Origin of the sequence: Pantoea sp. MHSD4 (assembly GCF_021043305.1) — a bacterium.
In the GTDB taxonomy this organism is placed as follows: domain Bacteria; phylum Pseudomonadota; class Gammaproteobacteria; order Enterobacterales; family Enterobacteriaceae; genus Pantoea; species Pantoea eucalypti.
Window position 1 is genome coordinate 298,711 of record NZ_JAJNDH010000004.1, and the last position, 25,455, is coordinate 324,165.

Here is a 25,455-nt window from a genome sequence, read left to right on the forward strand (position 1 = left end):
GCCATGATGACGGTCTGTGCAGAACAACACGTCAATTTCAACCGCAGTGAGGCTGCGAGCCTGTTGAACGAGATTGAGCAACGGCTCGACCAGCTTTTACCGGTTGAAAGTGAACGTGACCTGGTCGGCGCTGCAATGCGCGACGGTGCGCTGGCACCGGGAAAGCGTATTCGTCCACTGCTGCTACTGCTGGCCGCGCGCGATCTCGGTTGCGACGTCACGCCCGCCGGTTTGCTTGATCTCGCCTGTGCAGTGGAGATGGTCCATGCCGCCTCCCTGATTCTGGATGACATGCCCTGCATGGATGATGCGCAGTTGCGTCGTGGACGGCCGACCATTCACTGTCAGTATGGCGAACATGTGGCGATTCTGGCCGCGGTTGCACTGCTGAGTAAGGCATTTGGCGTGGTCGCCATGGCAGAAGGCTTAACAGCGGCCGCACGAGCAGACGCCGTCGCGGAGTTATCCCATGCGGTCGGTATGCAGGGACTGGTGCAGGGTCAATTCAAAGATCTCTCAGAGGGTGACAAACCACGCAGTGCTGATGCCATTCTGATGACCAATCACTATAAAACCAGCACGCTGTTCTGCGCCTCAATGCAGATGGCCTCCATTGTGGCAGAAGCGTCTGCAGAGACCCGCGAAGAGCTGCACCGTTTTTCACTGAATCTCGGTCAGGCTTTCCAGTTGCTGGACGATCTTACCGACGGCATGGCCGATACCGGCAAAGATACCCATCAGGATGAGGGTAAATCGACGCTGGTGAATCTGCTTGGGCCTCAGGCAGTGGAAACGCGACTGCGAGACCATCTGCGTTGCGCCAGCGAGCATCTGCTCTCGGCCTGTCAGGACGGTTATTCCACACATCATTTTGTTCAGGCCTGGTTTGAGAAAAAACTCGCTGCCGTCAGTTAAGGATGCTGCATGAGCCACTACGCGGTCATCGCACCGCCCTTTTATAGCCATGTGCAGGCGCTTCAGCATCTTAGCCAGGCTTTAATCGCGCGCGGACACCAGATTACCTTTATCCAGCAGACGGACGTCAGCGCGCTTCTCACTGACCGGCGAATTGGCTTTTTCCCGCTGGGCTTAGCCTCGCATCCCGCGGGCAGTCTGGCGCATACCCTGCAGCTGGCGGCGCATCCTCTTGGCCCGTCGATGCTGAAACTGATCAATGAGATGGCGCGCAGCACCGATATGCTCTGTCGCGAATTGCCGGTGGTGCTGAACACGCTGGCGATCGATGGCGTCATCGTCGATCAGATGGAACCTGCCGGTGCATTAGCAGCAGAGTTTCTGAATCTGCCTTTCGTTTCGGTTGCCTGTGCGCTGCCGCTAAACCGTGAGGCCGATTTTCCGCTGGCCGTGATGCCATTTGACTATGCAGGGACAGATCAGGCGCGCGAACGCTATCGCACCAGTGAAAAAATCTACGACTGGCTGATGCGGCGTCACGATCGGGTGATCGCCCGCAATGCTCATGCAATGGGATTAGCACCGCGCGAAAAACTGCATCACTGTTTTTCACCGCTGGCACAGATCAGCCAGCTTATCCCGGCACTCGATTTTCCCCGCCAGACCCTGCCCGACCATTTCCACGCGGTTGGACCTCTGCGCGCTGCGGAATCGTCATCGGCTGCGTCGAAGACACGCTATTTCACGCAGGACGACAAACCGAAGGTTTTTGCTTCACTCGGCACCCTGCAGGGTCATCGCTACGGCCTGTTTAAAACCATCGTCCGTGCCTGTCAGGAGATTGACGCGCAGTTATTGCTGGCGCATTGCGGTCGCCTGTCACCGTTTCAGGCGGAGAAACTCGCGCAGGCCAGCCATGTTCAGGTGGTCGATTTTGCCGATCAGGCAGCGGCTCTGGCGCAGGCCGATCTGGCCATCACCCACGGCGGGATGAACACGGTGCTGGATGCAGTTAACCACCTGACGCCGCTTCTGGCGATCCCGCTGGCCTTTGATCAGCCAGGCGTTGCGGCCAGAGTGGTCTGGCACGGTATCGGACGTCGCGCATCACGCTTTACCACCAGCCACTCAATGGCCCGCCAGCTCCAGACCTTGCTGGCAGATGAGAGTTACGTTGAGCAGATGAAAACGCTGCGCACCGCCCTTCGTCAGGCGGGCGGGACAACACTGGCAGCGGACATTGTCGAACAGGCGATTCTGACCCGTAAACCGGTGCTTAAGAGGAGAGATTATGCCGCGGTATGATCTTATTCTGGTGGGTGCGGGACTGGCAAACGGCCTGATTGCTTTGCGCCTGCGTCAGCAGCGGCCGTCCCTGCGCATTCTCTTAATTGATGCCGAAAATGAGCCAGGCGCGCATCACACCTGGTCATTTCATGCGGAAGATCTGACTGAAACACAGCATCACTGGATTGCGCCACTGGTCGTTCATCACTGGCCCGGTTATGAAGTGCGCTTTCCTCAACGACATCGTTCCCTGAACAGTGGCTATTTTTGCGTGACCGCAGAGCGTTTTGCGCAGGTCATTCGTGACAGATTTGCGTCGGATCTGCTGCTGAACACCAGAGTGGCGAACATCGCTTCACGCTCGGTCACGCTGGAGGATGGCCGCGTACTGGACACTGACGCGGTGATCGATGGTCGTGGCTATCAGTCCGATACCGCGTTGCGTATGGGCTTCCAGTCGTTCGTCGGGCAGGAGTGGCAGCTCAGTGAACCACACGGACTGACTGAACCGATCATCATGGATGCAACGGTGGATCAGCAGGCAGGCTATCGTTTTGTCTACAGCCTGCCGTTTTCTGCCGATACAGTGCTGATTGAAGATACCCACTATATTGATCACGCCACGCTGGAAGGCGATCGCGCCCGTCAGAATATCCGTGACTATGCCGCACAGCAGGGCTGGAAACTGAACCAGCTACTGCGAGAAGAGCAAGGTGCGTTACCGATTACACTGACCGGCGACGTGGGTGCCTTCTGGCAGAAACGCGATTTGCCCTGCAGCGGGCTGCGTGCCGGGTTATTTCACCCTACCACTGGCTACTCTCTGCCACTGGCGGTCTCGCTGGCTGACCGGCTGGCTCAGATGCAGACATTTACCTCTGAAACCCTGCACGCCACCATTGCGCATTTCGCCAGTCAGGCCTGGCAGCAGCAGCGCTTCTTCCGCATGCTAAACCGGATGCTGTTTCTCGCGGGTCCGGCTGACCAGCGCTGGCAGGTTATGCAACGTTTTTACGGACTTCCCGAAGGTCTGATCGCCCGTTTTTATGCGGGAAAACTCACTATGTCTGATCGGCTGCGTATCCTAAGCGGCAAGCCACCGGTTCCCGTACTGGCGGCATTACAGGCTATTATGACTCCTCACCGTCAACAGGCGATGCAATGAATAGAACGACAGTAATTGGCGCAGGCTTTGGTGGTCTGGCTCTGGCCATTCGCCTTCAGGCGTCCGGTATTCCCACCCGACTGCTGGAACAGCGTGACAAGCCAGGCGGCCGGGCTTATGTCTATGAGGATCAGGGCTACACCTTTGATGCCGGTCCGACGGTGATTACCGATCCGAGCGCCATTGAAGAGCTGTTCACGCTGGCGGGCAAAAAGCTCTCTGACTATGTCGAGCTGATGCCGGTAAAGCCGTTTTATCGCCTCTGCTGGGAGTCTGGCAAGGTATTCAGTTATGACAACGATCAGCCAGCGCTGGAAGCACAGATTGCCGCGTTTAACCCGCGTGATGTTGAAGGCTATCGGCGCTTTCTTGACTATTCCCGTGCGGTGTTTGCAGAAGGCTATCTGAAACTCGGCACTGTGCCGTTTCTCTCTTTCCGCGACATGTTGCGTGCTGCACCTCAGCTGGCAAAATTACAGGCGTGGCGCAGTGTTTACAGCAAAGTGGCAAGCTACATTGAAGATGAACATCTTCGTCAGGCATTCTCTTTTCACTCGCTATTGGTGGGCGGAAATCCCTTTGCCACGTCGTCAATTTACACCCTGATTCATGCACTGGAACGTGAATGGGGCGTCTGGTTCCCACGCGGCGGCACTGGCGCGCTGGTTCAGGGCATGGTGAAACTGTTTGAGGATCTGGGTGGGGAAGTAGAGCTGAATGCCAGCGTTGCCCGTCTGGAGACGCTGGAAAATAAAATTACCGCCGTGCATCTGGATGACGGGCGGGTATTCCCGACCCGTGCGGTCGCCTCTAACGCGGATGTGGTTCACACGTATAGTGAATTACTGAGCCAGCATCCGGCATCTGTGGCGCAGGGGAAAACCCTGCAAAATAAGCGCATGAGTAACTCGCTGTTTGTGATCTATTTTGGCCTGAATCATCATCATGATCAGCTGGCGCACCATACGGTTTGCTTTGGTCCGCGCTACCGCGAATTAATTGATGAGATCTTCAACAAAGACGCGCTGGCAGAGGACTTCTCACTCTATCTGCATGCGCCCTGCGTGACCGATCCGTCACTGGCACCTGAAGGCTGCGGCAGCTATTACGTGCTGGCGCCCGTGCCGCATCTCGGCACCGCCGATATCGACTGGAGTGTTGAAGGTCCGCGCCTGCGCGATCGTATCTTCGACTATCTGGAGCAGCACTATATGCCGGGCCTGCGCAGTCAGCTCGTGACGCACCGCATCTTCACGCCGTTTGATTTTCGCGATGAGCTGAATGCGTATCAGGGCTCGGCGTTCTCGGTGGAGCCGATCCTGACGCAGAGCGCCTGGTTCCGGCCGCACAACCGCGATAAGACGATCAAAAATCTCTATCTGGTCGGTGCAGGCACCCATCCGGGCGCGGGTATTCCGGGCGTCATTGGTTCGGCCAAAGCCACTGCAGGATTAATGCTGGAGGATTTGGCTTGAACAGTCCGTCACTGCTCGACCATGCCGTAGAAACCATGGAAGTGGGTTCAAAAAGCTTCGCCACGGCATCGAAGCTTTTTGATGCCAAAACACGACGCAGTGTGCTGATGCTCTACGCCTGGTGTCGGCACTGTGACGACGTGATTGACGATCAGGTGCTGGGCTTCAGTAACAATACGCCGTCGCTGCAATCTGCGGAACAGCGCCTGGCGCAGCTGGAGATGAAAACGCGTCAGGCCTATGCCGGATCACAGATGCATGAACCTGCCTTTGCGGCCTTTCAGGAGGTGGCGATGGCGCATGACATTCTGCCTGCTTATGCCTTTGATCATCTTGCAGGTTTTGCGATGGATGTTCGCGAGACACGCTATCAGACGCTGGATGATACGCTGCGCTACTGTTATCACGTGGCGGGCGTGGTGGGTCTGATGATGGCGCAGATTATGGGCGTGCGAGACAATGCCACGCTGGATCGTGCCTGTGATCTCGGGCTGGCATTTCAGCTGACCAATATTGCGCGCGATATCGTTGAAGATGCTGAAGCGGGACGCTGCTATTTGCCCGCCGAGTGGCTGACTGAAGCGGGTCTGACACGAGAGACGCTGGCTGACCCGCATAATCGCCAGGCACTGAGTCGCGTGGCCCGTCGGCTGGTAGAGACGGCCGAGCCCTATTACCAGTCGTCGTTAGCCGGACTGCCCGGTTTGCCTCTGCGCTCAGCGTGGGCGATTGCTACTGCTAAACAGGTGTATCGTAAAATCGGGATGAAAGTTGTTCAGGCGGGTTCACAGGCGTGGGATCAACGCCAGTCCACCAGCACACCCGAGAAACTGGCTATGCTGGTGGCGGCATCAGGTCAGGCGGTTACTTCCCGGATGGCGCATCCTGCTCCACGTCCCGCTTACCTCTGGCAGCGCCCCGTTTAACACCGTGACGTTCCCGCAGCGTCGCCTGCAGTTTTGACAACGGCGGCGCATAAAGGAAACCAAACGAGACGCAGTCCTCTTTGCCACGTACAGCATGATGCATGCGGTGCGCCATATAAAGTCTGCGCAGATAACCCCGGCGCGGAACATAGCGGAACGGCCAGCGTTGATGAACCAGGCCATCATGCACGATAAAATAGAGCAAACCGTAAAGCGTCATCCCCGCGCCAATCCACTGCAACGGCCAGACACCTGTGCTGCCCAGATAAATGAGCAAAATCGACAGGCAGGCGAATACCACTGCATAAAGGTCGTTAACCTCAAACCAGCCTTTATGGGGTTCATGATGAGACAAATGCCAGCCCCAACCCCAGCCGTGCATAATATATTTGTGCGCCAGTGCAGCCGTTATCTCCATACCGATAACGGTGACCAGAACAATCAGGGCATTCCAAATCCACAACATAGTTTCTCCCGAGCATGCATCCTGCAAAGTGGCGCAGAGGTTCAATTTTAACAGAAGTTGGGGAAAACCGCGTTCAGGAGATAAACAGAGGATAACGGGAACGGGGCGGGCACCTTCGTGCGTGAAATATCTTTCAGGTTAAATCGTGATCCATTGGTGTGCGAAACGCGTGACGTGCAGCAACCATTAACTGACTGGCGGTTACCGTGGCGGGCAATCGCATTAAAATTTTACTCGCCTGCCAGTAACATAAGACCATGACCTCATCCTCCTCTTTTTCTGCCAGTTCATGCAATCGGGCGCGGAGTGACAACACATTGATACTCTGCTGCTCGTCCAGCATGTCTGAGATCGTCTGGTTAATGACGCGATGCAGAGTTTTCCAGGTGAGATCGGTATGCAAAATTAACCTCTTTTAACGCTTATCGGCTCGGGGCAGGCGATCAGCAGGAAAGTCGCAGAGATGGCTTCATCATGCAGATAGCAAACTCTGCGGGTAACTATAGCGCTCTTCAGTTCAGCTGACGATAAAGAGTCAGATAATGAGAATGCTAATGCCTTTAATTCTAGCGATCAATGGACCTGCCTGTCTCCTGTTACGCGCCAGTCAGTGATTGATTGATTGCTGATTTTTGTAACAATTGCGGCTGATTCTCAACTGGCTGAAATAAAGAGGATTTGCCAGAGTAAATGTCTTACCTTCCTGTTTATCTTTTAGGAGTGACCGATGTATCAGCATGCTGATGTCCTGGTGTGGGGCCATGGCCCCGAAGTGTTTGAAGTTTTCCTGGAACCTACCTGTCCTTTTTCGGTGCGTGCATTCAATAAATTAGACGCATTACTGGCGCACGCAGGTGAAGATAAAATCACCGTGAAGATCCGGCTGCAATCTCAGCCATGGCATCTTTATTCCGGGCTGATTGTCCGCTATATCCTTGCCGCCGCCTGCGAAAGTAAAGACGCAGCGAAGAAGGTGATGCAGGCGGTGGCCGATCATCGTGAAGAGTTCGAATTCACCGACCACTGCACCGGCCCGAATCGCGATACCACGCCAAACCAGATTCTGGACCGTCTTAAAGCGTACAGTGGCGTAGATGCCAGCGCCGCGTTTGATCAGCCTGACCTGCAGAACGCGATTAAATGGCACTGCAAGTATGCCCGTCAGAATGGTATCCACGTTTCCCCGACCTTTATGGTCAATGGTCTGGTACAACCTGAAATCAGCAGTGGTGACGACATCGAACATTGGTCGAGCTTTCTGATGCGTTAGTTTTACGTGCGCGGCCGCCGTTGCCGCGCCAGGCTTTAAACCACCGCTAAGAGAGCCAGTACGCCATCTCTTTCAATGTCCTGATAATTATGCCTGTTTTCCCGTAAGCAGGCCGGGTAAGCTGTACGGCTATTAGCAGCGTTTGAGCCGTTGCTACATCCTCTAAACGGCGCCGCTGGCCTGCAGTTATGCTGGTCAGGCGCTTATTTCACTAAGGATTTGCAGATGACAATGACGCTTGAACAGATACAGGACAAATATCCGGGTGCATTTACAGATGCATTTGGTGATTCTCCGGAATTAGCCAGCGAGCTTGCAACGCTGATTATTGCCGGAAAGAAGGTGGCTACCTGCGGTTCATTGCGGAGCTGGCAGGAGCAGGATGCCTTGCCTCAGCCGGGCGGTTACAGCATTCTTCTGAACGGCGAAAAGCAGCCGGTGTGTGTTATCCGCACCACCGGACTATTCCTGACGCGCTTTGACCGCGTGACGCCAGAGATGGCGATGCTGGAGGGTGAAGGCGATCTCAGCCTCGACTACTGGCGACAGGAACATCAGCGCTATTTCGAACGTGAAGGCTATTTCCACAGCGAAATGGAGCTGATCTTCGAGACGTTCCAGCTGGTCGAGGTGATTTAAACCCGCCTCCTACAGCGTATTCGCTGCCATCAGCGCCAGCCGCGTAACGCCCCGCGCGGCAAGGTTATCCGCCGCCTGGGCGGCGCGCATGCCACTGGCGCACACCAGCACCACGCGCTGATCGGATGGCGGCTGCCAGGCTGCTATCTGCTGCGGCAGAATCCGTAACACCCTATCAGCCACACTTTCAGACGCCTCCTCCAGACTACGCAACTCCACAACGCAGTCATCATCCCTGAGCATCAGACGATCGATAAAAGGCGTGCCAGGCGTGTCCGGCTCAGGTGCATCATCGAAGCGAAACTGCCTGATGTGCCAGTCCACAAAGTCACACTGGATCATGCAGCCAAGCGGCGATGGCATCAGCCTGAGTAATACACTCAGTGCCATCTGTGCCTGCATTGCACCCAGCGTCGCCACCGCAGGTCCCATTACGCCAGCGGTATTGCAGTTACCCGAGGCCACGGGCAACTGCGGGAACACTGCGCGATAGCCGGGCGCACCGCCGCAGAATCCGCCGACATACCCTTTACGCCCCAGCACCGAGGCGCAGATCAGCGGCAGGTCGCGCGGATAGCAGGCGTCAGAAAGCTGATAAGTAATGGCGAAGTTATCCGCCGCATCCACCACCAGATCGATTCCCTCCAGCGCCTGCGGTAGCTGACTGGCGCTCAGCAGGTGTGAATGCGCCTCGACAAGGCAGTCAGGATTTCGCTGCGCCAGCGCACGCTGCGCACAGTGTGCTTTAAGCTCGCCCACATCGCCGACACCAAACAACGTCTGCCGGTGAAGATTGTGCAGTTCAACACGATCGCCATCGTAAAGACGAATAAATCCCACGCCCGCACCTGCCAGTAACGGCAGCAGGGTGGCGCTGAGGCCGCCCGCGCCCACCACCAGCACGCTTGCCCTGGCCAGCCGCTGCTGCCCCGCTTCGCCAATTTCAGGCAACATGGTCTGTCGCTGATAACGCGCCATTGTCTCTCCTCAGAACTCTGCCAGACCAAAAATGGGCGTAGAGGCAGAGGCCATATCACGCTGCTCCATCAGGCCCGCCTGGAATCCCTGATGTCCACCATAAATCGCAGCAGCAAACGCACCGGCCATCCGCACCGGATCGCCTGCTTTTGCCACCGCTGTGTTGAGCAGCACACCGTCGAAACCCATCTCCATAGCCTGCGCCGCCTGACCGGGTGAGCCGATACCTGCGTCGATAATCAGCGGCACATCTTTAAACCACGCACGCATCGTGCGCAGCCCTTCGATATTGCGCAGCCCCTGACCGGAGCCAATTGGCGCGCCCCAGGGCATCAGCACTTCGCAACCCGCTTCCAGCAATTTTTCACCGACAATCAGATCTTCGGTGGTATAGGGAAAAACCTGGAAACCGTCAGCACAGAGGATGCGGGCGGCTTCAACCAGTGCAAAAGGATCGGGTTGCAGCGTGTCAGCATGGCCGATCACTTCCAGTTTGATCCATGGCGTGTCGAACAGTTCACGCGCCATTTGCGCCGTTGTCACGGCTTCTTTTACCGTGTGGCAACCGGCTGTATTCGGCAGAATGCGCTTGTTGAGCTGTTGCAGTAGCGTGCGGAAGGCACCCCCTTCGCTGCCCTCCCGTCGAAGGCTGACAGTAATGATTTCTGCACCTGAGGCGTCGATCGCCTGCTGCAGAATGTCGGGAGACGGATAGCCAGCAGTACCCAGAAGAAAGCGGGATTGCGGCGCAAATTGATAGAACATCATTAACCTCCCTGCATCGGTGACAGGATTTCCAGCTGATTACCCGCCTCAAGTTGCTGGCTGGCATACCGGCTTCGCGGCACAAACTCACCGTTCAGCGCGGCGGCGACGGAGCGCGGGTCGATCTGCTGCTCCTGCAGCAGTTCCGCCAGCGTGCCTGCATCGGTTTCAATCGTGCGTCCATTAAGTTGAACTCGCATGAGTCATCTCCTGAGTCAGTTGCAGCATGAGGTTTTCAGCCATGATCGGAGCCAGCAAAAAGCCATGGCGATACAGCCCATTGAGCGAAAAACGGCCATTCTCAAAACGAACCTCCGGCAGGTTCTGTTGATAGGCAGGGCGCAGGCCGGTGCCGCTCTCCACAATCCGCGCTTCAGCCAGCGCCGGATGCAGACTGTAAGCGGCGCTTAGCAACTCCATCATGGCTCTGGCGCTAATCGGACTGCTGTCGTGACTTTCGACCATGGTGGCACCCAGCATGAAGTGCCCTTCTGCTCGGGGCACCAGATAGCAGGGAAAGCGAGGATGCAGCAGCCGGACAGGACGGGAGAGCTGAACGTCATGCGTCTGGAGGATCAGCATTTCACCCCGTACGGCGCGCAGCTCGGGCTGCTGATCCGCGGCGTGAATGCCACGGCAGTCAATGATGGTGCCGGTGGGTTCACCACTGTGTAAGGGCACGCCAGCCTGTTGTAATTTGTCACGCAGTTGCTGCAACGCCAGGCGGGGATCGAGATGCGCCTCCGCCGCAAAATACAGACCACGGGCAAAGCGATTTTCCAGCGCCGGTTCGATATCACCCGGTACGACCCACTCATGTTTTTCCGTCATGCTGGCGAAGCGCGTCAGTTCGCGGCTATCACGCGGCGGCGCAACCACCAGCGTACCCTGCTGTTCCACGCCATCAACACGTTGCGACCACCAGCCTGCAGCGTGCTGGCCCCAATCGATCACCTGCTGAGGCGCGCTTTCCGCTTCGCACCAGGGCGCGAGCATGCCACCCGCCCAGTGTGAGGCGGCACGACAGTCAGGCTGCGTAATGATTTCGACGGTTTCGCCCCGCTCCATCAGCAGTGTGGCGACGCACAGCCCGGCCACGCCACTGCCAAGCACCGACCAGCGGCTCATGATGTCCACCGGCGAGGAAGAGAGAGATTCTGGATGAGATATTTCACTTTGGCCTCGTTATACGTTAACGAAGACCCGTGATACGGAGGGAAAAGGCAGAGGCGTCGTGCATGCGCCCCTGCGGCAAGTATCTGATGCGATACCCGTCTTCCTACGCCAGTATCAACTGGGTCAGGTTCTAAGGGTCGCTAAGCCGCGCGATGCGCTATTAGCCTCTCAGTCTCTCTGGCGAGACTCCCCTGACGGGTTTAGTTGTAAGTGAAGCGGGCAGCTTCGTCAAGCGCGCACAGGATGGCTGCTAAGAATTTTAGGGGACAGGCAAGGTTTTGCGCCAGAGTCAAATGCAATGCGTTAGCAGTAGGCAATGAGAGGGTGTTTAAACTGCAGTCGCCTTACAGCGCCTGCAGTGATTGTGTCAGCACGTCGGTGATTTCACGAATACGCGGTTCAGCACGACGATAATAGGTCCATTTGCCCACTTTGCTGGCTTCGACCAGCCCGGCACTGTGAAGTGCTTTCAGGCATAACGACGTGGCGGGCTGTGATAAGCCCGCCTTGTCCTGTATGAGGCTGGCACAGACGCCATACTGATCGAAGGGATAGAGCTGGGTATAGCCCGCAAACGCTTCTTCAGGATGCTTAAGCCACTTCAGCACTGCCACTCGGGTTGGATTGGACAGTAACTTCAGGGCATTTTCGGGGGACATGCCGCCTCACAGAGTATCAGGATTGAAAAACAGGATAGTCAGTATAACCCTTCTCCGTGCCGCCATACAGAGAGGCGTGGTCGACCTCATTCAGCGGATGACCTGATTTAATGCGTGCAGGCAAATCAGGATTAGCGATAAATGAACGACCAAAACCAAACAGATCGCCCCAGCCTTTTTCCAGTACATGCTGCGCTTTTTCAGCCGTGTAACGACCGGAATAGATGATCGGAGAGCGGAATGTTTCCCTCAATGCGACGCGGAAACTCTCGGGCATGTCCGGGCTATTATCCCAGTCCGCTTCGGCAATGGAGAGATAGCCGACTTCCAGCTCATTCAGCAGTTGCGCAGCACGGATGTAGGTGGCATGGGGATCGCTTTCAACCAGACCGAGATAAACGCGCTCTTCGTCAGTACTCGAAAACAGAGGGGCAAACCGAACGCCCACGCGATGGCTGCCAAAGACCGAGCTGACCGCCTCAACGACTTCACGCAGGAAGCGCAGACGATTCTCCGCTGAGCCACCATATTCATCCGTACGCAGATTAGTATGCTCTGAAATAAACTGGTTAATCAGATAGCCGTTAGCGGAATGCAGTTCCACGCCGTCGAAACCGGCTGCTTTGGCGTTCTCCGCTGCCTGTCGGTAAAGCGCAACGATCTCTTTAACTTCCTCTGTGGTCAGTGCCCGTGGCTCGCTGGGTGCGGTCAGTATCCCCGCGCCTGGCCCGGTTTCAATAAATACCCGGACGTTATCGGCTGCGATGGCTGAAGGCGCTACCGGTGGCTGTTTACCTGGCTGAAGTTCATTGTGTGACACGCGGCCAACATGCCAGAGCTGGCAGAAAATGGTGGCACCTTCCTGATGTACCGCCTCTGTAACCTTTTTCCAGCCCGCGATTTGCGCGTCGCTATGGATCCCCGGCGTCCATGCATAGCCCTGCCCGCGAGGCTCAATCTGGGTGCCTTCAGTGACCATCAGTCCCGCACCGGCACGCTGACGGTAGTATTCCACCATCATATCGCCGGGAATATTGCCCGGCTGTTCACTGCGGCAACGCGTCAGCGGCGGCAGGACAATGCGGTTTCGAAGTTTGAGATCGCCCAGGTTCAGGGGGGTAAAAAGTGACGGCATAACAAAAAGTCCTCTGATGTGTGAAGAGGCGCCATTATATTTACACATTTAAATTTGTAAATGTGTAATCTGTGCTTTTTGTTCCCGAACCTTTACTATTGGTGGCGTTATTACACGCTTTTTACCCGTTGAATCTCATCATTGCGGTATGCGGATGGCTTTCAGAGCTGTACTCATTTATCTTTTTCCTGACAGGATAATTCCCGGAAAATATTGTGACCACACTACTTTCTTTAGACGCGCTCGGACCGCGCATTTGTATTATGGGCCCGTCGAACAGCGGAAAATCGACTTTAGCGGACGCTATCTCCCACAAAACAGCATTACCTGCCATTCATCTGGATCAACTTCACCATCTTCCGGGAAGCCAATGGATTCCAAGAGCACCGGCTGAATTTCTCCGCTTGCACGCTGCCGCGGTGAGTCAGGAAAAATGGGTTATGGATGGGAATTACACAAAATGTATTGAAGAACGTCTCGCGCGCGCCACCGGATTCATTCTTCTGGATGTAAAAGTGCCAGTGGCGCTGTTTCGGTATATTCGCAGATGCTACTCATTCACGCCGCGAGTTGGCGGTCTCGGAATACGCAAAGAGCATGTAACCCTGGATATGCTGAAATATATTATCCTTACTGCCCCAAAGAACAGAAAGCGCCATAAGAAACTTTATGACCATGTCAGACTGCCTAAGCTTCTGCTGCATTCTTCAACTGATGTGAATGCCTGTCTGAAATACTGGGGCTTAACGTTTACGAATAACTGACCATGGCTGCTGTTATTAATCCAGTAACGTTAAGCTCGCCAATAGTGCATTCAGCGACTCAACAGGCCCGGCATGATTTGTCTCTGAACGGGTTGTGTCCCAGGGCATCGCGTCATCGGTACAGTAGTCTCCGATGCACTGCATATCGGCAGGTTCATTGAGTAAACCCACCGGGATCCAGATATAGGGCCTGTCACGCAGCGCGTTAGGTACGGTCGAACCACAGCTGGAACAAAAATCGTTGCGATAACCGGTCGGTTTACGCCAGGAAGCGAGCTGGCTTTCACCGGATAGCCAGCTAAAGTCTGTCTCATTCACCAGCGTTGCAAGATTGTAGCCGGTTCCGCTTTGCTTTCTGCAGAGTGAACAGTGGCACCGATAAAAGTGCCTGGGTGTAATCGATAGTTCAAAAGTCACGGTTCCGCAGAGACATGCGCCTTGCATTTTTTTGCCTTGTAAGTGGGGATTCTGAAATTACCCGATCATTTCAGGTTTTAAGCCAGAAGCAAAATTCTATCACTCATCATTAAAGGTCACGAGTTGCGGCTGAATATCAGTTTTAACCCTGCCAGACCAAAGCAGCAGGCTAACAGCGCATCGAGTTCCCGACGAATCCGACGGTAAAAGGCGCTCATGACGGCAGTTGAGAACAGCAGAGCATATCCGCCGAAGACAAACATGCAAATGGCCGCACAGCCGCAGATAATAATCGGTAGCGTTGACGCCATCCCCTCCGGCTTCAGTGCAAATGACATGATGGCTACCCAGGTGAGAATCGCTTTAGGATTGCCGATATGCATCAGTATTCCCTGCCGGAAAAGTCTGCCATAAGCTACACGATCATCGCTGGCGGTAAAGTCACTGGCTTCCGTGCGACGTAATGCTGATTTGCCCGCTTTAAAGGCCAGCCAGAGCAGATACAAGCCACCGCCGATTTTTAACGCAATCAGTAACTGGGCGAAGGTTGCCAGCACGGTCAGCACACCGCAGGCGGCAAGCAGCGCCCAGATCATTGAACCACTCATGACACCCGCCGCCAGCGCCAGTGCGGCACCTCTGCCCTTTTTCATTGCCGTGCCCATTATGGCCATATTGCTCGGCCCGGGACTGGCCGTGGCGACAAGATAGGTGGTGAATATCAGGACTAACTCGTGTGAAAGCGCCATCATTGCCTCGGTGATGCGTGGTTATCCGTCTGTTATATCGGCTGGTGTATGAATTTACAATTCATTCACACGATGTCGTTCAGCCTCCAAAGGATGTCCGCCATCACATGCGCGCGTTAACTTTCAGGCAGTGATAGTCATGGATGTTTGCGGTCATCCAGACGCAACTGCATAAATGTCAGATCCAGCCAGCGCCCGAATTTATTGCCGACTTCTTTCATGGTGCCCGCCTCCGTGAAGCCCAGCTTTTTATGCAGTGTGATTGACGCTACATTTTCCGATTCAATGCCCGCCACCATCACGTGCTTTTTGCTCTTACAGGCAAGCTGAATTAACGTCCGCATCAGGGCATCACCTATGCCTTGTCCCCGCGCGTGATTATGAACATAAACAGAGTGTTCAACGGTGTGGCGATATCCATCCCAGGGCCGCCAGTCACCGAATGAGGCATATCCCAGCACGCTTTCATCGTTGTCCGTTGCCACTATCACAGGAAAACCCGCCTGCTGACGACTGTGTATCCATGCGATGCGGTTCGCGACATCTACCCTGCTTTCATTCCAGATAGCCGTGGTGTTAAGCACCGCATCGTTATAAATCTCAGCAATCACATCAGCATCACTTTCAATAGCCGCACGAATAATCATGGTAGACACCCCTTTGCCCATTCACTAAAGTAGATGAATTGTACACAATGATAGTTATCCATTATGTTAGATGAAATGTCCAGTAAAGAAGATAGCCTGAATATCCGGATCGGATTAAAGGTTAAAGATGAAAGAGAAAGACGCGGCTGGTCACTGACTGACCTTGCAGGTCACTCCGGTGTATCGCGGGCGATGATCCACAAAATTGAGCGTGGAGAGAGCAGCCCGACGGCAGTGCTGTTAGCGCGGCTTTCGGGCTCTTTTGACATGAGCATCTCGCAGCTTCTGGCCCAGACCGAAGTTCAGACAGGAACGCTGGTCAGGCACGAAAATCAGCCGGTATGGCAGGATCCTGAAACCGGCTATTTGCGTCGGCACGTTTCACCGGGTGAGATGCCGGTCGATCTGGTCAGTGTCGAACTGCCCGCCAATACCGCTGTGCCGATGCCCGCTATCTCGTATATTTCGAGACGTCAGCTGATATGGGTACTGGAAGGGTCATTGACCTTCGAAGCGGGCTCCAGCACGTATGAAATGGCGGCTGGCGATTGTCTGGAACTGGGCGATCCGGCTGATTGTGTCTTCAGAAATAACACCAGCAAGGCGTGTCGATACGCTGTGATCGTCCTGCGGCCAGTCTGATCCGTTTATTGGCAGACATCCATGCTTGATGATGTATTTACACCGCGCTGTATCTGAACGGATTATCGCTGTTTAGCCGTGGTTATTTAACGATTATTCCCGGCATAGATATCAGGCCGCGTCATCGTCCAGATATAGTTCTCCCGGTTAGCCTTTTGGTCTGATTTTTTCTTGTCGGTACTGATCAGATAATGGTTATGGCGCCACTCAAATATTGTATTCATCTTCGATCCTTTTACCTGATGATTGACTGAAAATATCAGCTTTAACAACAGATATAACATGACGATATGAGTAAGGGATCAGGTAAGAAGATATTTTAACGATGAGGCTGGCGGGAAAAGAGAAGGTGCAGAAGATAGGTAGTAGCGTAATTTTAATGCTGACACGTATCCCTGTGCAAACCCACTCCCAGCACAGGGAATACTACTCAGTCCGGCTTTTGGTTTCTCACTAGCGAATCGCCAGCCGGACTGAGCCTGCTCAGGAAAAGTTTATTTTCCCAGAATCTCTCTGCGGACAATCTCTGCGCCGGCACTCAACGCATGCAGTTTGCCATTGGCCACCTGACGCGGCAGCGGGATCATGCCGCAGTTGGTAGAAGGATAGAGATTTTCAGCATCCACAAACTGCAGCGCCTTGCGCAGCGTGTTTGCCACTGCTTCAGGTGTCTCAATTTCATGGGTTGCCACGTCGATAGCACCGACCATGACTTTTTTACCGCGAATCAGCTCGATCAGGTCCATCGGAACGCGCGAGTTCTGACACTCCAGTGAAACGATATCGATAGCCGAACGCTGAAGTTTTGGGAATACCTCTTCATACTGACGCCACTCTGTACCCAGCGTTTTCTTCCAGTCGGTATTCGCCTTAATGCCGTAGCCATAACAGATATGAACGGCGGTTTCGCATTTCAGACCTTCGATGGCACGCTCTAACGCAGCAATACCCCAGTCATTCACCTCATCGAAGAAGACGTTAAACGCAGGCTCATCAAACTGAATGATATCCACGCCTGCTGCTTCTAACTCTTTGGCTTCCTGATTCAGGATTTTTGCGAATTCCCAGGCCAGCTTTTCACGACTTTTGTAGTGATTGTCATACAGGGTATCGATCATCGTCATTGGCCCCGGCAACGCCCACTTAATAGGACGATCGGTCAGTTTGCGCAGGATTTTCGCATCTTCAACAAACACAGGCTTCTGACGTGAGACTTCACCCACCACGGTCGGAACGCTCGCGTCGTAACGATTACGGATGCGGACCACTTCGCGCTTTTCAAAATCCACACCGCTGAGGTGCTCAATAAACGTCGTCACGAAGTGCTGACGGGTTTGCTCGCCATCACTGACGATATCAATACCGGCACGAACCTGATCGTCCAGACACAGACGCAGCGCATCTCTTTTGCCGTCAACTAACTCATCATCCTGCAATTTCCAGGGTGACCAGAGCACCTCTGGCTGCGCAATCCATGAAGGTTTAGGCAGGCTGCCCGCGGTGGATGTCGGTAATAAGGTTTTCATAGCAGGTGACCTTCTGGTTTTAATTAATCAAAGAACGAATTCAGCAGACCATTGTGCGAGAAGTGTCTGATTAGGCTTGATGAAATGCGCCTCAGTAAACCTGCCCTGCTCGACGGCCAGTCGGCTGCGCTCTTCGCGATCGTAAACAATACGGGTTAATGAATAATCCTGATGCTGCAGCGTGGGCTGATAGCACTGTCCGGCTGCAGAATTGGCGTTATAAATTTCCGGGCGATAGATTTTCTGGAACGTTTCCATCGTACTGATGGTGCTGATCAGCTCAAGATTGGTGTAATCGCTGAGCAGGTCGCCATGGAAGTAGAAGGCCAGCGGCGCAACACTGCCCTGCGGCATAAAGAAACGCACTTTCAGACCCATTTTTCCGAAGTAAACGTCAGTCAGGGAAGGCGCATCCTGCTGATATTCGATGCCCAGTACCGGATGATGGTTACCGGTGCGCACGTAGGTGTTTTTGCTCGACACGCTCAGGCAGATAACCGGCGATTTACTGAAGCTCTCTTTATAGGCCGCTGAATTTACAAAGCTTTTAAAAATATTGCCGTGCAGCTGACCAAAATCATCCGGCAGACTGAATTCTGACTGGCCTCTATTGTGCTCTGCAAGCACGACACTGAAATCATAATCACGCACATAGGATGAGAAGTTATTGCCGACAATCCCTTCAATGCGCTGACCGGTTTGATGATCCACGATGTGCGTTTTAAGAATTTCAATCGCCGGGAACAGCTCGTCGGAACTTTCCGGGCGAAGATTCAGCTCAGCAGAAATAATCTCAAGTTCAACAGAATAGCGATCGCTTTTAGGATTGTCCCAGTGCGCCAGCGCGTTGAAACGATTGTCGATCATCGCCAGGGCGTTGTGCAGATTTTCCTGACGTTTTTCGCCGCGCGCTAAATTAGCGAAGTTAGTCGTCGCCCGCGTATTTTTCGAAGGATTATAGTTTTCGTCGAAACGAATGCGCTTGAGGGTAAAGGCTAAATTGTTCATCGCTATCGGGTATCCTGGTCGCTGAGATGAATGGTTGTTTTAAGGGTTTTTCCAGCGTTACTATCCCTTTACAAGCATTCATATGACTCAAAGTTATTAACAATTCTTACTTTATGCCTCAACGCCGGGTTGAAAAAAAGTGATTAAATTTCAACGAACATGAAGGAAATTCATGTTGAGGTCGGGAAGTGGGGATTTTTTCATGACAAGAGCGAGGTTTTAAACGCCGGCGGGTTAAATCCGTGCATAAAAGCCTCGCTGCAGGCGGGTTAAGCTGACCGCTAAATTTTATAAAAATTATCGCACATCACTTTGTGCGCGCCTGATTTAATCGAAAGCCTGCTGGCCACCTCTTTCATCAGTTTACCCAACCCACCGTCACACGTTGTCTGCGTCAGGCGTGATGCGGGCCCGGTCAGTGCCAGCGCCGCAATCAGTTTGTCACCTTCGCCAAACACCGGTACTGAGAACGCCGCGATATGCGGATCGCGTATACCTGACGTGAACAGGGGAAGCATAGGCGCAGTGTCAAACAGAGGTTCATTCAGACCCCAGTAGCGAAGCACCTGTCCGATAGCAGAATTATCCAGCGGCAGAAAGGTGCCCGGCAGGCGCGTTTCGCGTAAACCTTCCGACGGCTCGGCTCTGAAAAGGCAGAGTCGTTGCTCATTTTCCATCACATACCATGAGGCACTTTCGCCCGTCGCGGTCGCCAGTGCATGCAGTTCAGGCTGAACAATACTCGCCAGATGGAAGGACTGCTCATAGAGCTTGCCCAGATAAAGCAGTCTGGGCCCCAGAGTGTAAACGCCATTGTCGCGGCGAATCACATAGTTCATGCGCTCAAGTGAGTTCATCAGGCGATAAACCGTCGTTTTATGGTAGCCCGACAGCTGCGCCAGGGCGGTAAGCGTCAGCGACTCCTCGCCAGGTTTGAAACAATCCAGCAGCGCCAGCGCTTTTTCTACGGCAATTACGCCTTCATTCCCCATCGGTACGTCCTCCTGTGTGCGACGGCAGGCAGTTTACCGCGCAATTTGTGATTCACATCGTATTTACATCACAAATGAACGCTTAACACTGGTGCGATCGGAATTAACATAGATATAGTTGTTTTATATTGTACAACTTGATTGCACCTGGTAAAACAAACGAGGAATGATTTATGCCTAATGCAGAGAATACCTTTATCAATCGCGATATTGTCCGTGTCGCGCCAGAGCTCGTAAAACAGGCTGCGCAGTATCAGGCAGCGATACTCGCTGATGTTGCCGGACGACGTGGAACGCTGCATGGTCGCGTTAAACCTGTCTCCCCGACGATGAAAGTCGCCGGACCGGCAATTACCGTTGAAGTCAGGCCAGGCGATAACCTCGCCATTCACGCCGCACTGGCAATTGCTCAGCCAGGTGATGTGATTGTTGTCGATGGCAAAGGCGATATCAGCTGTGCCTTAATCGGGGAAATTATGTCCACTCAGGCTGAAGCGTCTGGTATCGCCGGAATCATTATTGATGGTGCGGTGCGTGATGCCGATTCACTGAGCGCAAACGGATTCCCGGTTTTCTCTGCAGGCTTGAATCCCTGCGGCCCGACTAAATCTGTTGCGGGACGCGTTAACTTCCCTGTTTCTGTGGCGGGCGCAGCCATTCAGCCAGGCGATCTTGTCATTGGTGATATTGATGGCGTCGTGGTTCTGCCGCGTGAAGCCGTTCCCGAGCTGCTCGAACTGGCACAGAAAAAACTGGATTTTGAGACCGGCCGCATTGCAGCCATTCGTGATGGCGACCTGCGCGCACCCTGGTTAGAGAAATCGCTTCAAATCGCAGGCATGCTGCACGAGGGGGAGACACTGTGATGACAACATCATCTTCCGTCATTCTGGTGACCGGCAACGATCTGGCACCGCAGGCGCTGAATCTGCTGACTGAATTCCGCATCGTTTATGCTGGCAACCAACCTGACGAAGACACGCTGTTCCAGCTCTGCCAGCAGCATAACCCTGTGGGGATTATCGTCCGCTACGGTAAAATCAACGCCCGCATCATGGATGCCGCACCTGCCCTGCGGGTGATTTCCAAACATGGCAGCGGCATTGACGTTATTGATCAAAAAGCAGCGGCAGAACGCCATATCAGTGTCCAGTCCGCGCCGGGTGCCAACGCAGCGGCCGTGGCCGAGCATACCTGGGCGCTGATTCTGGCCTGCGCCAAATCGGTGATAACGCTGGATCAGCGTATGCGTCACGGATACTGGGATAAATCCACCCATAAGTCCATTGAGCTGGAAGGCAGAACACTGGGACTGGTGGGGCTGGGCGCAATTGGTGGTCGCGTTGCCCGCATTGGCCGGGCTTTTGGCATGAAGGTTCTCGCCTATGATCCTTTTGCCAAAACCTTCCCTGATGAGTGTGAGTCCTCCTCACTTGACGATTTGCTGCAACAGTCTGACGTCATTTCGCTGCACTGCCCGCTCACCGAACAGACGCGCCAGATGATTAACGCTGAGAAACTGGCGTTGTTTAAAAAAGGCGCCATTCTGGTGAACACCGCACGCGGCGGACTCATTGATGATGACGCGCTGAGCGCGGCGCTGAAGAATGGCACCGTGGCCTGGGCCGCACTGGACAGTTTCCACTCAGAACCCCTCACGGCACCACATATCTGGCAGAATGTTGAGAACGTAATTCTGTCGCCACACATCGGCGGCGTCAGTGATAACTCTTACGTGAAGATGGGCACTGTTGCAGCACGTAACATTCTGGATGTTCTGGCGGTAACGCTTAAGGAAGGAAGTCCAGCAGCGTAATTCTGAGTGTCAAAGATTAGACATGACTCACTCAGTGCTGTATCTCATACTGAAGGCACTCATTAGATTCAGCTAAAAGGACGATAAGGATGATTTCTAAGGAAAACGCAGAGCACTATGTATGGGGTGAAGAATGCGACGGCTGGAATCTGTTAAATCGTCAGGACATGCTGGTCATTCATGAAAAGATGCCGCCAGGCACGTCTGAAAAACGTCACTGGCACGCCGTCTCAAGACAATTTTTCTTTGTACTCAGTGGTGTTCTTACCATGGAGTCAGAGGGTGAGAAACATGACATCAAGGCTCAGCAAGGACTCGAAATCCCTCCGGGAGCAAAGCATCAGGCCAGAAATGACACCGGGTTTCCGGTGGAATTTCTTGTGATTTCGCATCCATCAACCCGTGGCGATCGTGCTGACCTCCCTGAAAACGGCTGACAACTCATGAAAGCGTGCTATCGATTATCTTCTCTTCAGGTCAGCGTTGTGAGGATCTGATTAATCTTCAGTAGCCAGTGTTCTCAGGGAGTCACCCTGCAGAGAATAACTCACGATACTGTCGTTGATCTTTCCGCCAAGTGACTGGTAAAAACGGTTTGCCCGATGGTTGGATTTTTCCGCGTTCCAGCTCAGGCTGAGACACGCCTGCTTAAGGGCAAGTTGCGCCATAAACTGCATGAGTGATTTACCAATCCCTTTGCCTCTCTCATGTTGAGAGACGAAAAGTTCTTTGATGTGAAACTCACCGCTATACCGTGGAGAAGGATAAAGAATAGTGCAACAGGCCAGCCCAACGATGTGGGTACCACAGCGCGCCCTGATAACCTGTGTGCCAGAGAGTGTGCTGAACAGTTGAGTATGAAGATAGTTTTTCAACAGTGACTCATGAATAATTCCTTTACCGTAATAATATTCTTCCATTTCAGTAAAAATGTTCACCATTGATTCCCATTCCTCTGGAGGACACAGTTCTGCAGTTACTTCCACACCTATTCCTTTTTAACAATTAAACATCCCGGTCATGGGAAGGTGTCCTTATTAAGCCGTACACCCTTCCCGTAAACCTGATTAATGAGAATACACCGCAATATGCAGAGACGTTCATTCCACCCGAGGAATCACGTTACTGACCCATTTAATTTTATCACGGCATGAGGGTGTTATTGACAGCATAAATCCTGCACTTCACATTCGCGGTATGCTCATGCATCTGACAGTTGCTAAGCGCCCTCGCAGCAGCATCTTCCGTTGTGCGCGCCCGGTAAGACACTCCCCAATCACCTCTGACATCGGTAGCAAATGCTTTTTCATAAAGCTGTGCAGATTCATATTTTCTGAATGCTAAGGTTCCTGAGGCGCTATTGAGAGTCTGCGGCAGAGGCAGTCTTTCAATGCGTGTCGCCACTATCGCCTTGTATGCCAACCGCTGTTTCTGAAGAAATTCAGCGACAGGATGCCACCAGAAATCTTCAGGTGCGGATTCTATAAAAGTATGACCGTTAGTATCATAAGGTGGCATCACGATAAAGCTGGCGAGACCACCTGCTGAAGTATAAGAATGGAAAAAAGAGATGCCGGTGAAAGGCGGGAATAATGTGTCGTTTTGCGAATAGAGCCAAAGCGAAGGAATGCGCGAAGTGGCGCCCATGGAAGCAAAGCTTTTAAGTAACCCGGCTCTGTCACACAACGACCCACCCTTTCCGGCACCCCGCCCGCCGTCAAAGTTGATGATTGCCTGAACCCCTTTTGGCTGGCGGGCCCCCGTGGCCAGGACGCCAAAACCCCCCGCTGACATCCCGGCGAGAATGGCTGAATGATGGGATGCCCAGGGCTCATGCCTGATAGCGTTGAGCGCTCCCAGCAGGTCGTCAGCATCCCGTTTTCCGGCAAGATCATGCCGCGGCTCAACACAGGTACTGCCGGTATATTCAGCACCGCCGCTTGAATACCCGTAACCTTCACGCATAACGACCACCGCCGCATAGCCGTGCCGGGCGAATGCCAGTGCCATTCCTGACATCCAGTTCGGGTTCATTTCCAGCCGATCGAACTCAGCCGTCTCCGCCGTGCCGTGGGTGATAAGGGCAACAGGCCAGCGTTTATCTCCGGCGGGTCGCGTCACGAAAGCTTCCAGGAGTGCTGGCTTACCCTCTGGTAAAGTCACAGGTAGCATGAGTGGCTCTCTGACAAGACCGTTAATCTGCTGGTTTTCTTCAGCGTTAACCGCGTTCGCATTAGGTATGGAAACTGCCAGCCCTAACGTCAATATAACTATAAGCCCGCATGCTGAATGATTCAGAGAGGATGTAAACACGTTTAGCGGCTCCGTATATCCATTTTAATTGGATAAAGTAGCCTGAGATTGTTTAAGTCAGTAGTGATGAGGAAAGGAATTTTCTTGTCAGATTGTTACTGATCTCTTTCTCGACGAGGATGAGTGTCAGATCGTTTTGTCGTCGTTTCAGCGCAGGTTCATGTGCACTTCTCTCAGACTTTTTAAAACCCGCCAGAAGGATGTGCAGCAGTATTGTGTTGCTGGTTTCATCATGCACTTTAGCGTTGAGGCTATCAGGCAATTCTCACTGGTTGAGGTGTCTGCAGCAAGCGGCGCGTTAGTTACGAGGATAAAAAGCCGGGCGGTGTGACCAGCAGACATTTTGATTAATGTCTGCTGGCCTGGTGAGATTATTTGCCGACTGGCGAAGCGTTATTCTCAACGTTAATCGCCGACTCTTTTTTACGGCCCATGACCAGCACAGCGATACCTCCAGCACCGCAGAGGATAGCCAGTGGTACCATGGCAAGAGTATGACTGCCGGTCGCCTGATTAATAATGCCGTAAACGTTAACCATCAGTCCTCCCCCAATCAGATTGGCCACCGCGCCGATTGCAGCAAGGCCCGCAGCAGCGGTAGTGGATGACATCCACCCCGATGCCAGTGCCCAGAAAGGCCCTTTCATCGAATACGCGCCGATCAGAACCAGCGACAGGATGACAACGCTGCCGGTCAGACTATTGGTGATGAAGGCGGACAGCAAACCACCCGCAATCAGAAACAGCGTTAACGCGGTGTGCCAGCGACGCTCGCCGCTGCGGTCAGAACTTCTGCCCCAGACAATCATAAGAACCGATGCCAGACCATATGGAATTGCATTGATCAAACCGGTGGTCAGGTTATCCAGACCAAACGATTTAAGCAGTTGCGGAGACCAGACGCTTAGCGTTGAGCCTGCCGCAGACGCACCTGCATAGATCAGCGCCATTACCCAGATATGTTTGTGACGCAGCAATTGCCAGAGAGAGATGTGACCAATGGCTTTCTTCTTCGCATTTTCAGCTTCAAGGGTGCTGTTCAGCCACGCTTTTTGTTCCTCATTTAACCAGCTGGCACTGGTGGGACGATTGCTTAATACGAAGAAGGCCGCAATCCCCAGAATCACCGCAGGAATGCCTTCCAGGATGAATAGCCAGTGCCAGCCACGCATGCCCAGCCAGCCATCCAGTGACAGAATCAGACCAGAAATTGGCGATCCAACAAAATTCGCTGCAGGAATAGCCACCATGAAAGTCGCAATCACGCGGGCACGGTACTTACCGGGGATCCAGTATGTCAGATACAGAATCACGCCCGGGAAAAATCCTGCCTCCGCGGCCCCCAGTAGAAAGCGCAGTACATAGAGGGTATTGGCGCTCTCTACAAAGGCGGTACAAACCGAGATGATGCCCCACGACACCATGATGCGGGAGATCCAGATTTTTGCGCCTATTTTCTGCATGGCGAGGTTGCTGGGAACCTCGAACAGGAAGTAACCGACGAAAAACAGACTGCTCGCAAAACCAAATACCGCTTTCGACAGTCCTAAATCTTCGTTCATCTGTAACGAAGCCATACCAATGTTGCCGCGATCGATAATGGCAATCAGATAACAAATAATCAGGAAGGGCAAAATGCGCCAGACCACCTTCTTAACGGTCTGCTGCTCAATATCGGCAGAGAAAGTCGTGATGTGCTGTTTTTCAGACATGATGATCCTCACA

30 protein-coding genes and 1 riboswitch are annotated in these 25,455 nt (G+C 53.5%); of the genes, 12 read left to right on the forward strand and 18 right to left on the reverse strand.

Annotated elements, in window-relative coordinates:
- The first annotated feature begins 6 nt into the window (after positions 1 to 6).
- The 5 genes from LQK91_RS14390 to crtB are packed head-to-tail and all read left to right on the forward strand — an operon-like array spanning position 7 to position 5,768.
- Positions 7 to 915, forward strand: a complete 909-nt coding sequence (locus LQK91_RS14390) for a polyprenyl synthetase family protein (RefSeq protein WP_033762527.1) — start codon at positions 7 to 9, stop codon at positions 913 to 915.
- 9 nt (positions 916 to 924) lie between these two features.
- Positions 925 to 2,220 carry a glycosyltransferase gene (locus LQK91_RS14395; protein ID WP_105099684.1) on the forward strand — a complete coding sequence of 432 codons (1,296 nt, stop codon included), beginning with the start codon at positions 925 to 927 and terminating at the stop codon, positions 2,218 to 2,220.
- Positions 2,207 to 3,367 carry a lycopene beta-cyclase CrtY gene (gene crtY / locus LQK91_RS14400; protein WP_105099683.1) on the forward strand — a complete coding sequence of 387 codons (1,161 nt, stop codon included), beginning with the start codon at positions 2,207 to 2,209 and terminating at the stop codon, positions 3,365 to 3,367. Before LQK91_RS14395 ends, crtY begins: the two co-directional genes overlap by 14 nt.
- Positions 3,364 to 4,842: a phytoene desaturase gene (locus LQK91_RS14405; RefSeq protein WP_105099682.1), complete on the forward strand. Its 1,479-nt coding sequence runs from the start codon at positions 3,364 to 3,366 to the stop codon at positions 4,840 to 4,842. The genes crtY and LQK91_RS14405 overlap by 4 nt, the downstream gene beginning before the upstream one ends.
- Positions 4,839 to 5,768 (forward strand): 15-cis-phytoene synthase CrtB, encoded by a 930-nt coding sequence (crtB, locus tag LQK91_RS14410; protein ID WP_039661374.1) that lies wholly within the window; start codon positions 4,839 to 4,841, stop codon positions 5,766 to 5,768. Before LQK91_RS14405 ends, crtB begins: the two co-directional genes overlap by 4 nt.
- Here crtB and LQK91_RS14415 read toward each other — a convergent pair.
- Together LQK91_RS14415 and LQK91_RS14420 are read right to left on the reverse strand one after the other, a co-directional pair.
- Positions 5,707 to 6,234, reverse strand: a complete 528-nt coding sequence (locus LQK91_RS14415) for a sterol desaturase family protein (RefSeq protein WP_033762477.1) — start codon at positions 6,232 to 6,234, stop codon at positions 5,707 to 5,709. The genes crtB and LQK91_RS14415 overlap by 62 nt on opposite strands.
- A 133-nt stretch (positions 6,235 to 6,367) precedes the next feature.
- The gene (locus tag LQK91_RS14420; protein WP_003851569.1) at positions 6,368 to 6,637 is read right to left on the reverse strand and encodes a hypothetical protein; all 270 of its coding nucleotides are present in this window, start codon (positions 6,635 to 6,637) and stop codon (positions 6,368 to 6,370) included.
- 324 nt (positions 6,638 to 6,961) lie between these two features.
- Here LQK91_RS14420 and LQK91_RS14425 point away from each other — a divergent pair, with 324 nt between their 5' ends.
- Together LQK91_RS14425 and LQK91_RS14430 are read left to right on the forward strand one after the other, a co-directional pair.
- Positions 6,962 to 7,504, forward strand: coding sequence for a DsbA family protein (locus LQK91_RS14425; protein ID WP_008924751.1), 543 nt, complete (start codon positions 6,962 to 6,964; stop codon positions 7,502 to 7,504).
- 225 nt (positions 7,505 to 7,729) lie between these two features.
- Positions 7,730 to 8,143 carry an ASCH domain-containing protein gene (locus LQK91_RS14430; protein WP_105099681.1) on the forward strand — a complete coding sequence of 138 codons (414 nt, stop codon included), beginning with the start codon at positions 7,730 to 7,732 and terminating at the stop codon, positions 8,141 to 8,143.
- A 9-nt stretch (positions 8,144 to 8,152) separates the two neighbouring features.
- On the opposite strand, the gene LQK91_RS14435 is transcribed toward LQK91_RS14430, so the two are convergent.
- The 6 genes from LQK91_RS14435 to LQK91_RS14460 form a co-directional block, all read right to left on the reverse strand.
- Positions 8,153 to 9,121: a HesA/MoeB/ThiF family protein gene (locus tag LQK91_RS14435; protein WP_105099680.1), complete on the reverse strand. Its 969-nt coding sequence runs from the start codon at positions 9,119 to 9,121 to the stop codon at positions 8,153 to 8,155.
- Positions 9,122 to 9,130: 9 nt separating this feature from the next.
- Positions 9,131 to 9,886, reverse strand: a complete 756-nt coding sequence (locus tag LQK91_RS14440; RefSeq protein ID WP_003851577.1) for a thiazole synthase — start codon at positions 9,884 to 9,886, stop codon at positions 9,131 to 9,133.
- 2 nt (positions 9,887 to 9,888) lie between these two features.
- A complete protein-coding gene (gene thiS, locus LQK91_RS14445; protein WP_003851578.1) occupies positions 9,889 to 10,086 on the reverse strand; it encodes a sulfur carrier protein ThiS in 198 nt (65 codons plus the stop codon).
- Positions 10,070 to 11,014, reverse strand: a complete 945-nt coding sequence (locus LQK91_RS14450; RefSeq protein ID WP_105099679.1) for an FAD-dependent oxidoreductase — start codon at positions 11,012 to 11,014, stop codon at positions 10,070 to 10,072. Before LQK91_RS14450 ends, thiS begins: the two co-directional genes overlap by 17 nt.
- A 131-nt stretch (positions 11,015 to 11,145) precedes the next feature.
- Positions 11,146 to 11,265, reverse strand: a riboswitch (TPP riboswitch).
- Between the two features lie 141 nt (positions 11,266 to 11,406).
- Positions 11,407 to 11,721 carry an ArsR/SmtB family transcription factor gene (locus LQK91_RS14455; protein ID WP_008924754.1) on the reverse strand — a complete coding sequence of 105 codons (315 nt, stop codon included), beginning with the start codon at positions 11,719 to 11,721 and terminating at the stop codon, positions 11,407 to 11,409.
- Between the two features lie 16 nt (positions 11,722 to 11,737).
- Positions 11,738 to 12,856: an alkene reductase gene (locus tag LQK91_RS14460; protein ID WP_105099678.1), complete on the reverse strand. Its 1,119-nt coding sequence runs from the start codon at positions 12,854 to 12,856 to the stop codon at positions 11,738 to 11,740.
- 215 nt (positions 12,857 to 13,071) lie between these two features.
- Between LQK91_RS14460 and LQK91_RS14465 the strand changes: the two genes are divergently transcribed.
- Entirely contained in the window at positions 13,072 to 13,620 is a 549-nt protein-coding gene (locus LQK91_RS14465) for an AAA family ATPase (protein WP_085980545.1), read from the forward strand.
- Positions 13,621 to 13,635: 15 nt separating this feature from the next.
- On the opposite strand, the gene LQK91_RS14470 is transcribed toward LQK91_RS14465, so the two are convergent.
- From LQK91_RS14470 to LQK91_RS14480, 3 genes are all read right to left on the reverse strand, one after another.
- Positions 13,636 to 14,064: a GFA family protein gene (locus LQK91_RS14470; RefSeq protein ID WP_105099677.1), complete on the reverse strand. Its 429-nt coding sequence runs from the start codon at positions 14,062 to 14,064 to the stop codon at positions 13,636 to 13,638.
- An 89-nt stretch (positions 14,065 to 14,153) separates the two neighbouring features.
- A complete protein-coding gene (locus LQK91_RS14475) occupies positions 14,154 to 14,786 on the reverse strand; it encodes a LysE family translocator (RefSeq protein ID WP_105099676.1) in 633 nt (210 codons plus the stop codon).
- A 137-nt stretch (positions 14,787 to 14,923) separates the two neighbouring features.
- Positions 14,924 to 15,433, reverse strand: a complete 510-nt coding sequence (locus LQK91_RS14480) for a GNAT family N-acetyltransferase (protein WP_008924758.1) — start codon at positions 15,431 to 15,433, stop codon at positions 14,924 to 14,926.
- A 63-nt stretch (positions 15,434 to 15,496) separates the two neighbouring features.
- On the opposite strand from LQK91_RS14480, the gene LQK91_RS14485 reads away from it, so the two are divergent.
- Entirely contained in the window at positions 15,497 to 16,075 is a 579-nt protein-coding gene (locus LQK91_RS14485) for a helix-turn-helix domain-containing protein (RefSeq protein WP_008924759.1), read from the forward strand.
- An 86-nt stretch (positions 16,076 to 16,161) separates the two neighbouring features.
- Here LQK91_RS14485 and LQK91_RS14490 read toward each other — a convergent pair whose 3' ends face one another.
- From LQK91_RS14490 to LQK91_RS14505, 4 genes are all read right to left on the reverse strand, one after another.
- On the reverse strand, positions 16,162 to 16,299 hold the full coding sequence (locus LQK91_RS14490; protein WP_003851592.1) for a hypothetical protein: 138 nt from the start codon (positions 16,297 to 16,299) through the stop codon (positions 16,162 to 16,164).
- 270 nt (positions 16,300 to 16,569) lie between these two features.
- A complete protein-coding gene (locus LQK91_RS14495) occupies positions 16,570 to 17,601 on the reverse strand; it encodes a methionine synthase (RefSeq protein WP_003851594.1) in 1,032 nt (343 codons plus the stop codon).
- Between the two features lie 27 nt (positions 17,602 to 17,628).
- The gene (locus LQK91_RS14500) at positions 17,629 to 18,609 is read right to left on the reverse strand and encodes a DUF1852 domain-containing protein (RefSeq protein WP_105099675.1); all 981 of its coding nucleotides are present in this window, start codon (positions 18,607 to 18,609) and stop codon (positions 17,629 to 17,631) included.
- 281 nt (positions 18,610 to 18,890) lie between these two features.
- On the reverse strand, positions 18,891 to 19,601 hold the full coding sequence (locus LQK91_RS14505; protein ID WP_008924761.1) for an IclR family transcriptional regulator: 711 nt from the start codon (positions 19,599 to 19,601) through the stop codon (positions 18,891 to 18,893).
- Between the two features lie 173 nt (positions 19,602 to 19,774).
- Here LQK91_RS14505 and LQK91_RS14510 point away from each other — a divergent pair, with 173 nt between their 5' ends.
- From LQK91_RS14510 to LQK91_RS14520, 3 genes are all read left to right on the forward strand, one after another.
- A complete protein-coding gene (locus LQK91_RS14510) occupies positions 19,775 to 20,467 on the forward strand; it encodes an RraA family protein (RefSeq protein WP_105099674.1) in 693 nt (230 codons plus the stop codon).
- On the forward strand, positions 20,467 to 21,417 hold the full coding sequence (locus LQK91_RS14515) for a hydroxyacid dehydrogenase (RefSeq protein ID WP_105099673.1): 951 nt from the start codon (positions 20,467 to 20,469) through the stop codon (positions 21,415 to 21,417). Before LQK91_RS14510 ends, LQK91_RS14515 begins: the two co-directional genes overlap by 1 nt.
- A gap of 89 nt (positions 21,418 to 21,506) precedes the next feature.
- Complete coding sequence (locus tag LQK91_RS14520; protein WP_105099672.1) at positions 21,507 to 21,854, forward strand: cupin domain-containing protein; 348 nt, start codon at positions 21,507 to 21,509, stop codon at positions 21,852 to 21,854.
- Positions 21,855 to 21,914: 60 nt separating this feature from the next.
- Here the strand turns inward: LQK91_RS14520 and LQK91_RS14525 are convergent, their stop codons facing one another.
- From LQK91_RS14525 to LQK91_RS14535, 3 genes are all read right to left on the reverse strand, one after another.
- Positions 21,915 to 22,292 carry a GNAT family N-acetyltransferase gene (locus LQK91_RS14525; protein WP_425590761.1) on the reverse strand — a complete coding sequence of 126 codons (378 nt, stop codon included), beginning with the start codon at positions 22,290 to 22,292 and terminating at the stop codon, positions 21,915 to 21,917.
- 268 nt (positions 22,293 to 22,560) lie between these two features.
- Positions 22,561 to 23,730 (reverse strand): alpha/beta hydrolase family protein, encoded by a 1,170-nt coding sequence (locus LQK91_RS14530; RefSeq protein WP_105099670.1) that lies wholly within the window; start codon positions 23,728 to 23,730, stop codon positions 22,561 to 22,563.
- 371 nt (positions 23,731 to 24,101) lie between these two features.
- Positions 24,102 to 25,442: an MFS transporter gene (locus LQK91_RS14535; RefSeq protein WP_003851611.1), complete on the reverse strand. Its 1,341-nt coding sequence runs from the start codon at positions 25,440 to 25,442 to the stop codon at positions 24,102 to 24,104.
- Between the last annotated feature and the right edge of the window lie 13 nt (positions 25,443 to 25,455).

Bases quoted from the DNA above. Each gene is read 5' to 3' on its own strand.
- LQK91_RS14390 (WP_033762527.1), top strand. From the start codon at position 7: ATGACGGTCTGTGCAGAACAACACGTCAATTTCAACCGCAGTGAGGCT.
- LQK91_RS14395 (WP_105099684.1), top strand. From the start codon at position 925: ATGAGCCACTACGCGGTCATCGCACCGCCCTTTTATAGCCATGTGCAG.
- crtY (WP_105099683.1), top strand. From the start codon at position 2,207: ATGCCGCGGTATGATCTTATTCTGGTGGGTGCGGGACTGGCAAACGGC.
- LQK91_RS14405 (WP_105099682.1), top strand. From the start codon at position 3,364: ATGAATAGAACGACAGTAATTGGCGCAGGCTTTGGTGGTCTGGCTCTG.
- LQK91_RS14415 (WP_033762477.1), bottom strand. From the start codon at position 6,234: ATGTTGTGGATTTGGAATGCCCTGATTGTTCTGGTCACCGTTATCGGT.
- LQK91_RS14425 (WP_008924751.1), top strand. From the start codon at position 6,962: ATGTATCAGCATGCTGATGTCCTGGTGTGGGGCCATGGCCCCGAAGTG.
- LQK91_RS14430 (WP_105099681.1), top strand. From the start codon at position 7,730: ATGACAATGACGCTTGAACAGATACAGGACAAATATCCGGGTGCATTT.
- LQK91_RS14435 (WP_105099680.1), bottom strand. From the start codon at position 9,121: ATGGCGCGTTATCAGCGACAGACCATGTTGCCTGAAATTGGCGAAGCG.
- LQK91_RS14440 (WP_003851577.1), bottom strand. From the start codon at position 9,886: ATGTTCTATCAATTTGCGCCGCAATCCCGCTTTCTTCTGGGTACTGCT.
- thiS (WP_003851578.1), bottom strand. From the start codon at position 10,086: ATGCGAGTTCAACTTAATGGACGCACGATTGAAACCGATGCAGGCACG.
- LQK91_RS14450 (WP_105099679.1), bottom strand. From the start codon at position 11,014: ATGAGCCGCTGGTCGGTGCTTGGCAGTGGCGTGGCCGGGCTGTGCGTC.
- LQK91_RS14455 (WP_008924754.1), bottom strand. From the start codon at position 11,721: ATGTCCCCCGAAAATGCCCTGAAGTTACTGTCCAATCCAACCCGAGTG.
- LQK91_RS14460 (WP_105099678.1), bottom strand. From the start codon at position 12,856: ATGCCGTCACTTTTTACCCCCCTGAACCTGGGCGATCTCAAACTTCGA.
- LQK91_RS14470 (WP_105099677.1), bottom strand. From the start codon at position 14,064: ATGCAAGGCGCATGTCTCTGCGGAACCGTGACTTTTGAACTATCGATT.
- LQK91_RS14475 (WP_105099676.1), bottom strand. From the start codon at position 14,786: ATGGCGCTTTCACACGAGTTAGTCCTGATATTCACCACCTATCTTGTC.
- LQK91_RS14480 (WP_008924758.1), bottom strand. From the start codon at position 15,433: ATGATTATTCGTGCGGCTATTGAAAGTGATGCTGATGTGATTGCTGAG.
- LQK91_RS14485 (WP_008924759.1), top strand. From the start codon at position 15,497: ATGTTAGATGAAATGTCCAGTAAAGAAGATAGCCTGAATATCCGGATC.
- LQK91_RS14490 (WP_003851592.1), bottom strand. From the start codon at position 16,299: ATGAATACAATATTTGAGTGGCGCCATAACCATTATCTGATCAGTACC.
- LQK91_RS14495 (WP_003851594.1), bottom strand. From the start codon at position 17,601: ATGAAAACCTTATTACCGACATCCACCGCGGGCAGCCTGCCTAAACCT.
- LQK91_RS14500 (WP_105099675.1), bottom strand. From the start codon at position 18,609: ATGAACAATTTAGCCTTTACCCTCAAGCGCATTCGTTTCGACGAAAAC.
- LQK91_RS14505 (WP_008924761.1), bottom strand. From the start codon at position 19,601: ATGGGGAATGAAGGCGTAATTGCCGTAGAAAAAGCGCTGGCGCTGCTG.
- LQK91_RS14510 (WP_105099674.1), top strand. From the start codon at position 19,775: ATGCCTAATGCAGAGAATACCTTTATCAATCGCGATATTGTCCGTGTC.
- LQK91_RS14515 (WP_105099673.1), top strand. From the start codon at position 20,467: ATGACAACATCATCTTCCGTCATTCTGGTGACCGGCAACGATCTGGCA.
- LQK91_RS14520 (WP_105099672.1), top strand. From the start codon at position 21,507: ATGATTTCTAAGGAAAACGCAGAGCACTATGTATGGGGTGAAGAATGC.
- LQK91_RS14535 (WP_003851611.1), bottom strand. From the start codon at position 25,442: ATGTCTGAAAAACAGCACATCACGACTTTCTCTGCCGATATTGAGCAG.